This is a genomic window from Afipia broomeae ATCC 49717, assembly GCF_000314675.2.
GTDB classification, from domain to species: Bacteria; Pseudomonadota; Alphaproteobacteria; order Rhizobiales; family Xanthobacteraceae; genus Afipia; species Afipia broomeae.
In genome coordinates this window covers 372,058-385,246 of record NZ_KB375283.1, presented here as the reverse complement: position 1 = coordinate 385,246, position 13,189 = coordinate 372,058, and the positions used below count along the sequence as shown (strand labels likewise).

Here is a 13,189-nt window from a genome sequence, read left to right as displayed (position 1 = left end):
CATCGCGGAGCGGAGGGTATCACACTTCCAGCCATTCCTTGCGGACGGCCTGGTTGGCCTTGAGCTCGGCCGGGGTGCCCTCGAACACGATCCGTCCATGGCCCATCACATAGAGCCGGTGAGAGATCCGCATGGCGATGGACAGCTTCTGCTCGACGAGAAGGATCGCCACGCCGCGCTTGGCGATTTCCGCGATCAGGTCGCCGACCTGCTGCACGATCAGCGGCGCCAGCCCTTCGGTCGGCTCGTCGATCATGATGAGTTCGGGATCGCCCATCAGCGTCCGGCAGATGGTCAGCATCTGCTTTTCGCCGCCGGACAGCACGCCTGCGGCCGTATCGGCGCGCGCCTTGAGGTTCGGGAACATCTCGAGCATGTCCTCGAGCTTCCACTTGCCCGGACGCTTGGTGTCCTTGATCCCGAGCAGCAGGTTCTGCCGCACGGTGAGGCCGGGGAAGATGTCGCGATGCTCCGGCACGTAGCCGAGCCCGAGATGCGCGATCTTGTAGTTCGGCAGACCGGCGATGTCCTGGCCCTTGAACTTGATGGTGCCGTGCGGGGGCACTTCGCCCATGATCGCCTTGACCGTGGTCGAGCGCCCGACGCCGTTGCGCCCGAGCAGGCTGACGACCTCGCCGGCACCGATATGCATATCGACGCCCTGAAGGATGTGGCTTTTGCCGTAATAGGCGTGCAGATCCTGGACTTCCAACATCACGCAGCTTCCTCGCCCAGATAGGCTTCCTTGACCTTCGGACTGTTACGGATTTCCTCAGGCGTTCCGGATGCGATGATATGGCCGTAGACCAGCACCGAGATGCGGTCGGCGAGGCCGAACACCACGCTCATGTCGTGCTCGACGATCAGCAGAGTCTTGCCGACGGTGAGGCGGCGGATCAGATCCACCGCACGCTCGGTCTCGGCATGGCTCATGCCCGCGGTCGGCTCGTCCAGCAGGATGACATCGGCGCCGCCCGCGATCGTGATGCCGATTTCCAGCGCGCGCTGTTCCGCATAGGTCAGAAGACCGGCCGGGATGTCGCGCCGCGATGTGAGGCTGATGTCTTCCAGAATCTGCGCGGTGCGCTCGCGCACTTCCGGCAGTTTGTCGACGCTTTTCCAGAACGCGTATTTATGTCCCGTGGCCCACAGCACGGCGCAGCGCAGGTTTTCCCACACCGTCATGTTGGCGAAGACGTTGGTGACCTGGAAGCTGCGCGACAGGCCGCGGCGGTTGATCTGGTAGGGCGGCAGGCCCGAGATGGTTTCGCCGCGCATCAGGACTTCGCCGCTGGTCGGGGCCATGTAGCCGCTGATGAGATTGAACGTGGTCGATTTGCCGGCGCCGTTCGGGCCGATCAGGGCATGGCGTTCGCCCTGGGCCACTTTCAGGTTGAGGTCGCGGATCACCTTGGTGATGCCGAAGCTCTTCTGAACGTCGCGGATTTCGATGGCGTTGGGCTTCACGTCCGAGGTCATGCTGCCAACTCCTTCGCACGTGCTACGGTCAGCGCCTCGTCCCAGGCCACCGCGACCCGCTTCCATGTCATCCGCGAGATGAAGAAGCCGCCGACGATCAGGATCACCGACGTGGCCCATGTCAGCGGGCTTGCGGCATTGAACGGAATGCCGAACGCCTTGATGTTCGGATCATCCATCGGATTCATCGTGTAGTGCACGATACATTCGATCCCGAGCATCAGTCCGATCATCAGCGCAAGCGTGGGGACCAGCGCCACGGCATAGGACGGCAGCACGCTGCCGAGCGTGCCGCCCCTGATGAGCGGGCGATGCATCATCAAAAGGCCGGTGATGCCGCCGGGCGCGTACATCACCACCGCGATGAAGAACAGGCCGAAGTAGAGCTGCCACACCGTCGTCAGGTCGCTCAGGCCGAGCGAGAGAATCGTGACGAAGATCGCGCCGACGATCGGGCCGATGAAGAACCCGATGCCGCCGATATAGGCCGCGAACAGCACCGTGCCGGACTGTACCGCGCCGAGATAGGCGGAGTTCGCGATCTCGAAGTTGATGGCGGCGAGCGACCCTGCGATGCCGGCAAAGAAGCCTGAGAAGCAGAACGCGATATAGCGGACCACATGCGGATCGTAGCCGACGAACTGCACGCGTTCCGGGTTGTCGCGAACCGCGTTGCACATCCGTCCCAGCGGCGTGCGGGTCAGCGCATACATCGCGATCATGCAGATCAGCGTCCAGGCCGCCACCAGATAGTAGATCTGGATTTGCGGGCCGAAGTTCCAGCCGAAGAAGCTCAGCAGCTTGGTGCGGTTGGCCGAGATGCCGGCTTCGCCTCCGAAGAACGTCCGCAGGATCAGCGCGGAAGAGGCGACCAGTTCGGCGACCCCGAGCGAGATCATGGCGAATGCAGTGCCTGAGCGTTGTGTCGACACCCAGCCGAGCAGGATCGCGAACACAAGGCCCGTGAGTCCGCCGATCAGGGGCACCAGCGGCAGCGGGATCGCCCACTTGTTGGCGCCGATGATGTTGATGGCGTGAATGACCAGGAAGCCGCCGAGGCCGTAATAGACCGCGTGGCCGAACGACAGCATGCCGGTCTGGCCGAGCAGGATATTGTAGGACAGCGCGAAGATGATCGAGATGCCGATCAGGCTGAATGTCGTCAGGGCGCCGCCGGAGCCGAAGACCTTGGGCAGCACGAGCAGGAAGATCGCGACAGCGGCCCACAGCCCGTAGAACTTGAGATTGTCGGCAGCGGTCGGTGGCGGCGGCGCGGCGCGTGAGGTGATGTTGCTCATGTTTCACGCGTCCCCAAAAGACCCATCGGACGGAGCGCGAGGATCAGCACCAGCAGCACATAGGGCATGATCGGCGCGATCTGCGCCACAGTGACGTTCCAGATGTCAGCCAGCCATGTTGATGCATAGGCAGGGCTTAGCGGACCGAACACTTCCGAGAGCGATCCGTTCATCGAGACCGCGAAGGTCTGCACGAAGCCGATCAGAAGGGAGGCGATGAATGCGCCCGGCAGCGAGCCGAGCCCGCCGACCACCACGACCACGAACAGGATGGGTCCGAGAAGACCGGCCATGTTCGACTGGGTGACCAGCGCGGGGCCTGCGATGACGCCGGCGACTGCGGCGAGCGCGGTGCCGACGCCGAACACCATCATGAAGATGCGTCCGACATTGTGGCCGAGATGGCCGACCATGTGCGGATGGGTGAGGGCGGCCTGAACGATCATGCCGACCCGCGTCCGCTTCAGTACGACCAGCAGCGCGATAAAGATGGCGATCGACACCAGCAGCATGAACATCTTGTAGGCGGGGTAGTTGGTCGAGAAGATCGTGAAGGCCGGGAAATCGAGCAGCGGAGGCACGCGGAAATCGACCGGGCTCTTGCCCCAGATGATTTGCACCACTTCCTCGATCGCGAATGCGAGGCCGAAGGTGAACAGCAGTTCGGCGACATGGCCGTTGCGGTGAACCTGGCGCAAGCCGTAGCGCTCGACGCCCGCGCCGATGATGCCCGCGAGGATCGGTGCGATCAGCAGGGCAGGCCAGAACCCGAACCACCGGCTGATCTGAAATCCGAAGAATGCGCCGAGCATATAGAAGCTTGCGTGCGCGAAGTTCAGCACGCCGAGCATGCTGAAGATGACCGTCAGGCCGCTGGCCATCAGGAACAGCAGCATCCCGAACAGGACGCTGTTCAACGTGGATATGACGATAAGCTCGAGCACGACCCCAGCACTCCCCCCGGATACATGAAGGTCCCGTGTTCACCCCGGCAGGCGCCGGGGCGAACACAACTAGTTGGCGAAAGAAGCCAGCTTGCAGTGACCTCTTATGGGCGGGTCATCTTGCAGGTGGTCGGCAGGATGGTCTTGTCGGTATCAATCTTGGCGACACCCTTCCAGCCCCAGCCGGTCTTCTCTTCGTCGAACGGCTCCTTGTTCTTCAACTCGCCGAACTGGGCGACGTACATCGGCTGGAAGAACTGGTGATCGTCCTTGCGCATGACGCCCTTGCCGCCGGTGAAGACCTCGAATTCCAGGCCTTCGAGGGCCGCAGCGACCTTCACGGGCTCAAGCGATTTGGCCTTCTCGGCCGCCGCCGCGAACATCCGCATTTCGTTCGCTGCGCGCGGATACCAGAAGGTCTGGCCAGCGTACTTGGCGCGGAACGCCTTCTCGAACTCGATCGATTCCTTGTGGTCGATGTTGGCGTAGCCTTCGACGATCGTGAACACCTGATCGTTGAGGTTGCCCTGCTTGATCGCGGTCGGGCCACCGGCGCCGCCTGCGTAGTAGGTGTACCAGCCAACCTTGAGGCCCGCGTCAGCCGCGGCCTTCAGCAGCAGTGCGAAGTCCTGGCCCCAGTTGCCGGTGATCACGGTGTCGGCGCCTGACGCCTTGATCTTCGCAATGTAAGGCGCGAAGTCGGTGATCTTCAGCAGCGGGTGCTTTTCGTCGCCGACGATCTCGATGTCAGGACGCTTTTCTTTCAGCATCGCACGCGCCGTGGTGCGCACGGATTCGCCGAACGAATAATCCTGATTGATGAGATACAGCTTCTTGATGGAGGGAACGCCCTTCATGTAGTTGGTGAGGGCTTCCATCTTGATGTCGGAATTCGCGTCCCAGCGGAAGTGCGCAAAGCTGCACTTGTCGTTGGTGAGAATGGGGTCCACCGCGGCGTAGTTGAAGTAGAGCACTTCCTTGCCGGGGTTGCGTTCGTTGTACTTGGTGACGAAGTCACTCAGCGCGCCGGCCACGGAAGAGCCGTTGCCCTGGGTGAGGTAACGCACGCCGGAGTCGATGGCCTTCTGGGCCTGGATCAAGCTTTCCTGCGGGTTGGTCTTGTTGTCGAGCGGAACGATTTCGACCTTCTTGCCGAGAATGCCGCCCTTGGCGTTCAGTTCATCGGCCAGATACTGAAAGGTCTTGAGGCCGACTTCGCCGACGCTGGCGCCGCCGCCCGAGAGCGGGTCGATATAGCCGATTTTTACAGTCTCCTGCGCCATCGCCGCTCCGCCCAGCATGGGAAGCGCGACTGCCGCAGCCATCATCATTTTACGCATTTTCATCTCCCTGAATTCTCTTTGAGAACGGCCTGTTTGATGGACGGCCAAGATCTTGATCGCAGGATCTTGATCTGGTGCCGTCCGCGGCCATTTCGTGGAACGGATTGTGGTCCAAGGGCCCGCAGGCCGCAAGCCCCGGTCTTGGGCAGGATGGGGAATGCTTAATTTGCCGGTCCCGGCGCGCGTGTGATAAAGCCCCCGAAACCATCCGTCCGGCGTCCGCGACCAACATGTGCACGATCGCGCTCGGTGACAGTTGTATTTTCCGCCGAACTGCTTTTTGGTAATTCGCGCAGCCGGGATTTTGTATGCCAGCATTGATGAAAGAGTTGCGGCCGGCCGGGTCGCGTTTTGGGGTTGCCGATGGCCGCGTTGCCGTTTGATCTGAAGGGCAAGCGCGTCTTTGTGGCAGGCCATCGGGGGATGGTCGGTGGCGCCCTGGTGCGCCGGCTTGCGCGCGAGAACGTCGAAATCCTCACCGCTTCGCGCAGTGAACTCGATCTGCTCGATCAGGCCGCCGTCAACAGGTGGTTCGCGGCGATGCGCCCGCAGGTTGTATTGCACGCCGCCGCGAAGGTCGGCGGCATCGTCGCCAACAACACCCTGCGCGCCGAGTTCATCTATGAGAACCTCCTGATCGCGACCAACGTCATCCATGCGGCGCATGTGCAGGGCGTCGAGAAGCTGCTGTTTCTCGGCTCTTCCTGCATCTATCCGAAACTGGCGCCGCAGCCGCTGCGCGAGGATTCGCTGCTGACCGATACGCTGGAGCCGACCAACGAGCCGTATGCGATCGCCAAGATCGCCGGCGTCAAGATGGCGGAGGCCTATCGCAGCCAGTACGGCAGCGACTTCATCAGCATCATGCCGACCAATCTTTACGGTCCCGGCGACAACTATCATCCTGAATACAGCCACGTTGTCGCAGCGCTGATCCGCCGCTTTCACGAAGCGAAGGAAACCGGCGCGGCGGAGGTCGTGGTGTGGGGCACCGGTACCCCGCGGCGCGAGTTTCTCTATGTCGACGACATGGCCGACGCGTCGATCCATCTGATGAAAAATTATTCCGAGAGCGGTCTCATCAATGTCGGCTCGGGAGAAGATATTTCCATCGCCGATTTCGCGCACGTCGTCGCCCGGACCGTCGGTTATACCGGCAAGATCGTGTTCGATACGTCGAAGCCGGACGGCACCCCGCGCAAGCTGCTCGACGTGAGCAAGCTCGCCAATTTCGGCTGGCGCGCCACGACCTCGCTCGACGAGGGCATGAAGCGCGCCTATGCCGCGTTCCTCAAGGAACAGCGGTAACGCTGTGACGGCGAAAGCATTCCGGACCTACCGCGATGACGGTGCGGGGTCTTTGCGCATCTGTCTGGCGTTTGCCGAGCGCGGGTTTCGATAACATTCGGCAAAGACCGCAGCGCCCGATTGCTTGCACTCACTATAGGACGCAAACAGGCACTCGCCCGGACGGCTAACGTCCCCCTTTGTCCGGATGCAGAAGGCCTTATCATTGGCTGACGCAGTTGATGGCGACGTCGCGCCGACAAGTGGCGAGGCGAGGCAGGCTGCGGGGATCGCGACACCGCCGATGGCGACCAGGACCGCGGAGATGAGCTTCATGGGAACCTCCCGTGCTGTTCAGGAATAACCCCTCCGGCCAGGTCTAGGTTCCGCAATATCCTTGGCGCATCCGGCACGGGAACAGCCGATGAACGATGATTTCGATCTTGAGCGGTTCATGGCGGCGCAGGCGCCGGTATATCCGCGCGTGGTATCGGAGCTGCGTGCTGGCCGGAAACAAAGCCACTGGATGTGGTTCATCTTCCCGCAGATCGAAGGTCTTGGGCATAGCGCGATGGCGCAAAGGTATGCCATCGGTTCGCGCGCAGAAGCGGTGGCGTATCTGGAGCATCCGGTGCTCGGTCCGCGGCTGCGCGAATGCACGCGGCTGGTGAACACCGTTGTGGGAAAAGATATCCACGCGATTTTGGGTTCGCCCGACGACATGAAGTTCAAATCGTCGATGACGCTGTTCGCCAACGTGACGCCCGACAACACAGATTTCGTCACGGCCCTGCAAAAATACTACGATGGCGAATTCGATGAGGCGACACTCGCGCGGCTTGAGCATCCATGAAGCAAAGAAAACAGGCATGAAGCAAACACCCGTTCTCTCAACCGGCGTCGAGACCATCGCCAGCGCGGTGCTGACCGTGCCGACGAAGGGCGAGGGCTTCATCGACATCACGGCGCAGGTCGCCCAGTTCCTGCAGCAGACCGGCGGCACGACGGGAGCCATCAGCCTGTTCATCCGGCATACGTCTGCATCTCTGACCGTTCAGGAGAATGCCGATCCCGATGTGCTGGCGGATCTGATGACATCGCTGCGGCGGCTCGCGCCCGCCGATGGCGGCTGGCGTCACACCGTCGAGGGGCCGGACGACATGCCCGCGCATATCAAGACCATGCTGACCTCGGTCAGCCTGCAAATCCCGGTACTCGACGGCGCACTGGCGCTCGGCACCTGGCAGGCGATCTATCTGATCGAACACCGCACGCGGCCGCACAGCCGCGAGGTGGTGATGCAGTTTATGGGAAGCTAGAGAGTATCATCACCGTCATTCCGGGGCGCTCGCACTTGCGAGCGAGCCCGGGATCCCGAAGTTGCTTCCGATGAACTCTTCTGGATTCCGGATCAGTCCGCTGCGCGTCCTGTCCGGAATGACGTGCTTGAGGAATTAACTCGCCGCACTTGCGGTCTTGCCGTCGCTCTTTTTTGTCTTCGGTTTCGGCAAGGTCGCCTCGGTGCCGATGATGTCGCTGCGCTCCAGCTCGGCGATCTCGGCATCGCTCAGTCCCAGCACCTCGCGCAGCACCTCGTGATTGTGCTGGCCGAGCGTCGGCGCCACGTTCACGATGGCGTAGGGCAACTCGCTGTCGCCCTCGCGATAGGCGACCGACGGCAACAGGTGCGGACCCATGAAGGGCCGGTCGCTCGGCTGCCAGTGTCCGGTCTTGAGCAGATGCGGATCGCTGGCGAGATCCTGCGGCAGCTTGGCGATGCCTGCGGGAATGCCGGCCTTCTGCAATGTCACCATCGCGATATCGGGGCGCACGTCGGCGAGCCAGTGCCGGATCGCGACCTCGATGGAATCTTCGTGTTCGCGCCGACCTTCGGCGGTGGCGAGTTCGGCGTTGGCTGCCAGATCCGCGCGCCGCATCACGCCGCAGAGCGCTTTCCACTCGTCATCGCTGCGCACCGCGATCGTGATCCACTGATCGATGCCGAGGGTGGGAAAGCATCCGTTCGGCACATATTGCGGATGGCGGTTGCCGATACGCGGGCTCGTCGCGCCGGTGGCTGACTGCTCAAGAATCGACGGAGCGACCATCGGTAGCATGCACTCGACCTGGCTGAGATCGATGTGCTGGCCTTCGCCGGTTTTCCGCTGCTGCATGAAGCCCAGCAGCAAAGCGGCGGCAGCATTCAGGCCGCCGATGGGATCGCCGATCGCCGCATGCAGCATCACCGGCGGATCGTCCGGGCCGCCGGTGACCGATGGCAAACCCGATGCCTGTTCGAGTGTCGAGCCATAGGCGCGCACGCCGCTCCACTTTCCCGTCATGCCGAAGGCGGGCATGGTCACGACCACAAGACGCGGATTGATCTTGAGAATGTCTTCGACACCGAGGCCGAGGCGCGGCATCACATCGGCGGCGTAATTGTCGATCACTGCATCGGCGTCCTTCATCAGGCGCTTGAGCAACGAGAGACCGGCTTCTGTGGTCAGGTCCAGCGTGATGCCGCGCTTGTTGCGGTTGTTCATCTGGAACCAGTAGGTCTTCTCGTAGGTCCGCTCCTCATGATAGGGCGGGCGCGTGTCGGTGCCGCGGAACCAGTCCGGATACTGGCAGGACTCCACTTTAATAATGTCCGCGCCGAGATCGCCCATCTGGCGCGTCGCGGTCGGCCCGGCCCAGCCCATGGTGAGATCGATGATGCGCAGGCCCTTCAGCGGCAGCGCATCCTGTGGTGTCGCGGCGCGCGTCGCCTTGCGCCGATGCGCGGGCAGGGCGGCCTTGTCGTCCGCCCCGGCCAGCGGCGCGCGGCCATTGGGTTTCGGCCGCGAGCGTGTCAGATATTGCGGCAGCACCGGGCCCTCGAACGACGCCGTGCCGATCTCGACCGCTCCGAATGCGCCGCGCACGCGATACACATCCTGTTCGAGGAGTTCCTTCATGTCGGGCACCACGGCGAGCGGAAGCCGAAGCTCGATGCCCATCTCGAACCATTCGAGCGCGGTCTTCTTCAGCAGCGCCGGTGTGATGATCGCCTTGAGTTCGTCCGCATGCATGAAGCGGCCGATGGTCGCGGAATATTTCGGATCGGCGCCAAGCTCGGGCATGTCGAGCATGGTGCAGAATCCAACCCACTGCGCGGGCGTGACGACCGTGACGCCGAGCCAGCCATGCTTGGTGACGAAGTTGCCAGACGGATAGCCGCGGCCGAACCGGTTGATGCCGGCGCGCGGACGCGTGAAGCCTGACTCAAGCGCAAGTCCGGTGTCGAACTCGCTAATATGCAGCATCGCCTCCAGATTATTGACGGCGAAGCGGCGCGCGCCATGTCCGTAGCCGTAAAGTCCGGCGAGGGTTGGAATGAACGCGGTCAGTCCGCCGACCACGCCGATCTGTCCGTCACGCGGCAGCACGGGCGGGCCCTCGACCGGGCCGACCAGCTTCACCAGCCCAGCGAGGCTGCGGCACACGGAATCGGTGGCGAGATAATTGCGATAGGGGCCGTGTTCGCCGAACCATGAGATCGCGGTGATCGCGAGTCCGGGATCGCCCTTGCGCAGGCGGTCGTGCGAGATCAGCGATGCCTTGATCTCGTCGGGATGCCGCGCATCCAGCAGCAGATCGGCGCCGGCGAGCAGGTCGAGAATCCGGCTCGCACCGTCGGCCGTTTCCGGATCGGCGATGATACTTTTCTTGTTGGTGTTCAGCCACGCGAAGGTGAGGCTCTCGCGCTTGCCTTCGCCCACGTCGGCCAGCGGCGGAATGCGGCGGCCCGGATCGCCGCCCTGCGGCTCGATCTTGATGACCTCCGCGCCGAAATCCGCAAACAGCTTGCCGCAATAGCCGAGCGTATCGCCCGATCCGAGTTCAACGATGCGGAGGGAGGAGAGGGGGAGAGAGGACATTTGATCCCTGTCTTTTATTGGCTTTGTTTTTTTGCAGGGTGCCTGATCTTGGTGAAAAGCTCAATCGGAGGTTTTGTTGTCATTGCGAGCGAAGCGAAGCAATCCATTCTTGAGCAACAAGCTGAATTGCTTCGTCGCTCACGCTTCTCGCAATGACGCGCCTGCAACAGAGTTTTCGGATTATCCGTTGTTCTTCGCCGCCCGCGGCGGCGTCTTGTTGAGTTCAAGCGCCATCGCGCTGATCAGCGGCTTCATGAAGAACGACTCATTGGCGGGATAGATGTCGGTGTGCAAGCCGTAGGCTTTCAGCTCATCCGACACCACGGGGCCGACAGACGCCACCGGTGTCTGCGCAAGTCCTGCGCGCAGCTTGTCTTCGCAGTTGTGCGCGCGCGCCACGTCGATCAGGCGGCGCACCTGACCGGAACTCGTGAGCGCGATGGCATCGACGCGGCGCTCCGCCATCTCGCCAATGGCTTCCACGATGTTGGTGTCGGCGGCCTGTGCGTCATAGATGTAGGGCAGCACGGTTTCGACGGTCGCGCCGTATGAGGTGATAGCGCCGATCAGCTTGCTGTGATCCTTGTCCGGATAAAGCTGAAGCCCGACGCGGTGACCTTTCAGGTCCTGCTGCGCCAGCATGGCGGCGACGCCTTCCGACGTCGGCGTCTCGGTCTGCAGATTTGCTTCAAGGCCGATCTCGCGCAGCGCGCGCACCGGCTTCGGGCCGCGCGCATATCGTTTCGATTTCGCAATGGCCGCGATGAAATCCTGATCGACGCCGATGCGCCGCGCGACCTTCATCATGCGGCGGAGCCCTTCGCCGGTCATCAGCACCAGATCGTCGAATGGCCTGTCGATGAACAGCCGTATCCATGCCTCGACCGGGGCAGGGTCCGGCGCGTCATGAATGGTGAACATCGGGCATTGCAGCACGTCGGCGCCCTGTTCCTGAAGCAGGCGCGAAAACTGCGCTTCCTCGCGCGTTTCCAGAATCAGGATGCGGTAACCTTCAAGCCTGCCGAGCATATGGACCTTTCGTCGACAAAAGTCGCGCGTAGGACTTCAATTTAGGACGATGGCAGATCGGGTGAAAGCTGTTTGGGGCGATAAAATAGCTGTCGTCCCCGCGAAAGCGGGGACCCATGACCGTGATATCGCGTCATCCTGAGGTGCAAGCCGCATCTTTTGCGGCGAGCCTCGAAGGATGCGTGGAACAAATACGGATCGCGCCATCATCCTTCGAGGCTCGTAAGCGCTCGCACCTCAGGATGACGGCGCTTTGTTCTCGCACTCGGCCGTATGGGTCCCCGCTTTCGCGGGGACGACATCGAATGTGTGGCGCGATTCCTGTTCTGCCGCGATCACCACCATTGGCCAAAGTTCGGCGCGGGTGCTAGAGGAGGGGCCACATTCCGCCCCTCCAGATCGTGTTTCCCAAGATTTGTCCCCCATGTCCGCACAGCAATTCGTCCTGACCCTGTCCTGCCCGGACCGTCCCGGCATCGTGTCGGCGGTCTCCACCTTCCTGTTCGCCAACGGGCAGAACATTCTCGACGCGCAGCAATACAGCGACATCGAGACCGGCAGGTTCTTCATGCGGGTGAGCTTCGATTCGCCCGCCGCGAAGGCCGATCTGCCGACGCTTCAGGCCGGGTTCGGCGTAATGGCGAAGCCATTCGACATGGTCTGGCAGTTGCGCGACCGCGCCGTGCAGCAGCGTGTGATGCTGATGGTGTCGAAGTTCGATCACTGCCTTGCCGATATTCTCTATCGCTGGCGGCGCGGCGAACTGCCGATGACCCCGACCGCGATCGTCTCGAACCATCCGCTGGAAACCTATGCCGGGCTCGATTTCGCAGGCATCCCGTTTCATCATTTGCCGGTGACGCGCGCGACCAAGGACGAGCAGGAAGGCGCGGTCTGGAAAATCATCCAGGACACCAAGACCGATCTCGTGGTGCTTGCGCGCTACATGCAGGTGCTGTCGGAGGATTTCGCGGGCAAGCTGTCGGGCCGCTGCATCAACATTCACCACTCGTTCCTGCCGGGATTCAAGGGCGCCAAGCCCTACCATCAGGCGCATGAGCGCGGGGTCAAATTGATCGGCGCAACCGCGCATTACGTCACCAGCGATCTCGACGAAGGCCCGATCATCGAACAGGACATCGAGCGCATCAGCCACCGCGACTCGCCGGAAGACCTTGTCCGCAAGGGCGCGGACATCGAGCGCCGCGTGCTCGCCCGCGCGATCCGCTATCACCTTGAAGACCGCGTGATCCTCAACGGGCGCAAGACCGTGGTGTTCACGGACTGATTGCTATGCCGCCGTCAGGTGCCGCTCGATGTCTGCGAGCGGATGGCTGGTCAGATCCTTGTCGATTTCGGCGATGATGCGGGCTCTCACATGGGCGTCGAGTGCGCGGCGCAAATCCGCAAGTGCGCGCGGCGGGGCAACGATGACGAAGCCCGGGATGTCGCGATCACGCGCCAGAGCCTCCAGCGCGTCCGCAATGGTTCGGGCAAATCGCTGCTCCCCGATCTCATGCCAGTCGGTCTGTTCGACCGAGCTGCGGCTGCTGCCGACGCTCTGGAAACTGCGCCCCGGCGGGCCGGATCCCTGGTCGCGCGTCGGCGGATTGTCGTTCTGAAAAACCTGCTCGGTTTTCAGACGGGGCACGGCTCCGTTGCCTTCGTTGCGCAGGAAAAGGGCTTTGCGGCCATCGCCCACAATGACGTACGCGTTGTGAGGAATGCGAAGGAAGTCGGATTTGGTCATGTGGAAGTCTCCCATGCCTCGGAAACCAACCATTCCGTCCGGGTTTCGTTCCTGCGGGCGGCCCCGCGGTATCATCGGAATGGAGGGGGCTGGCCGCAATGCGGAAAAGTTGCTCGGTCTTGATAACCCGATTGTGGTA

Annotated in this window: 14 protein-coding genes; 5 read left to right on the top strand and 9 right to left on the bottom strand. The window is 62.3% G+C overall.

Annotation, left to right across the window (positions count from 1 at the left end; all coding sequences use genetic code 11):
- Nucleotides 1-19 precede the first annotated feature (19 nt).
- From HMPREF9695_RS14285 to HMPREF9695_RS14265, 5 genes are all read right to left on the bottom strand, one after another.
- Entirely contained in the window at nt 20-715 is a 696-nt protein-coding gene (locus HMPREF9695_RS14285; RefSeq protein WP_006021572.1) for an ABC transporter ATP-binding protein, read from the bottom strand.
- Nucleotides 715-1,479 (bottom strand): ABC transporter ATP-binding protein, encoded by a 765-nt coding sequence (locus HMPREF9695_RS14280; protein WP_006021571.1) that lies wholly within the window; start codon nt 1,477-1,479, stop codon nt 715-717. Before HMPREF9695_RS14280 ends, HMPREF9695_RS14285 begins: the two co-directional genes overlap by 1 nt.
- On the bottom strand, nt 1,476-2,777 hold the full coding sequence (locus tag HMPREF9695_RS14275; protein ID WP_006021570.1) for a branched-chain amino acid ABC transporter permease: 1,302 nt from the start codon (nt 2,775-2,777) through the stop codon (nt 1,476-1,478). The genes HMPREF9695_RS14280 and HMPREF9695_RS14275 overlap by 4 nt, the downstream gene beginning before the upstream one ends.
- Nucleotides 2,774-3,721, bottom strand: coding sequence for a branched-chain amino acid ABC transporter permease (locus HMPREF9695_RS14270; protein WP_006021569.1), 948 nt, complete (start codon nt 3,719-3,721; stop codon nt 2,774-2,776). The genes HMPREF9695_RS14275 and HMPREF9695_RS14270 overlap by 4 nt, the downstream gene beginning before the upstream one ends.
- Nucleotides 3,722-3,825: 104 nt before the next feature.
- Nucleotides 3,826-5,061 (bottom strand): branched-chain amino acid ABC transporter substrate-binding protein, encoded by a 1,236-nt coding sequence (locus HMPREF9695_RS14265; protein WP_006021568.1) that lies wholly within the window; start codon nt 5,059-5,061, stop codon nt 3,826-3,828.
- Between the two features lie 366 nt (nt 5,062-5,427).
- Here HMPREF9695_RS14265 and fcl point away from each other — a divergent pair, with 366 nt between their 5' ends.
- Entirely contained in the window at nt 5,428-6,372 is a 945-nt protein-coding gene (fcl, locus tag HMPREF9695_RS14260; RefSeq protein ID WP_006021567.1) for a GDP-L-fucose synthase, read from the top strand.
- A gap of 27 nt (nt 6,373-6,399) precedes the next feature.
- Here the strand turns inward: fcl and HMPREF9695_RS25835 are convergent, their stop codons facing one another.
- Complete coding sequence (locus HMPREF9695_RS25835; protein ID WP_245258790.1) at nt 6,400-6,642, bottom strand: DUF3551 domain-containing protein; 243 nt, start codon at nt 6,640-6,642, stop codon at nt 6,400-6,402.
- Here HMPREF9695_RS25835 and HMPREF9695_RS26970 point away from each other — a divergent pair.
- The 3 genes from HMPREF9695_RS26970 to HMPREF9695_RS14250 are packed head-to-tail and all read left to right on the top strand — an operon-like array spanning nt 6,578 to nt 7,670.
- Nucleotides 6,578-6,715 carry a hypothetical protein gene (locus tag HMPREF9695_RS26970; protein WP_245258796.1) on the top strand — a complete coding sequence of 46 codons (138 nt, stop codon included), beginning with the start codon at nt 6,578-6,580 and terminating at the stop codon, nt 6,713-6,715. The genes HMPREF9695_RS25835 and HMPREF9695_RS26970 overlap by 65 nt on opposite strands.
- 60 nt (nt 6,716-6,775) lie before the next feature.
- Nucleotides 6,776-7,204 (top strand): DUF1810 domain-containing protein, encoded by a 429-nt coding sequence (locus HMPREF9695_RS14255; protein ID WP_006021565.1) that lies wholly within the window; start codon nt 6,776-6,778, stop codon nt 7,202-7,204.
- A 16-nt stretch (nt 7,205-7,220) separates the two neighbouring features.
- Nucleotides 7,221-7,670, top strand: a complete 450-nt coding sequence (locus tag HMPREF9695_RS14250) for a secondary thiamine-phosphate synthase enzyme YjbQ (protein WP_041712804.1) — start codon at nt 7,221-7,223, stop codon at nt 7,668-7,670.
- 135 nt (nt 7,671-7,805) lie between these two features.
- On the opposite strand, the gene HMPREF9695_RS14245 is transcribed toward HMPREF9695_RS14250, so the two are convergent.
- Nucleotides 7,806-10,271, bottom strand: coding sequence for a CaiB/BaiF CoA-transferase family protein (locus HMPREF9695_RS14245; protein ID WP_006021563.1), 2,466 nt, complete (start codon nt 10,269-10,271; stop codon nt 7,806-7,808).
- Nucleotides 10,272-10,451: 180 nt separating this feature from the next.
- Complete coding sequence (locus tag HMPREF9695_RS14240) at nt 10,452-11,300, bottom strand: uroporphyrinogen-III synthase (RefSeq protein ID WP_006021562.1); 849 nt, start codon at nt 11,298-11,300, stop codon at nt 10,452-10,454.
- Between the two features lie 424 nt (nt 11,301-11,724).
- On the opposite strand from HMPREF9695_RS14240, the gene purU reads away from it, so the two are divergent.
- Nucleotides 11,725-12,588, top strand: coding sequence for a formyltetrahydrofolate deformylase (gene purU, locus HMPREF9695_RS14235; protein WP_006021561.1), 864 nt, complete (start codon nt 11,725-11,727; stop codon nt 12,586-12,588).
- Between the two features lie 3 nt (nt 12,589-12,591).
- Here purU and HMPREF9695_RS14230 read toward each other — a convergent pair whose 3' ends face one another.
- A complete protein-coding gene (locus HMPREF9695_RS14230) occupies nt 12,592-13,050 on the bottom strand; it encodes a baeRF12 domain-containing protein (RefSeq protein ID WP_006021560.1) in 459 nt (152 codons plus the stop codon).
- Between the last annotated feature and the right edge of the window lie 139 nt (nt 13,051-13,189).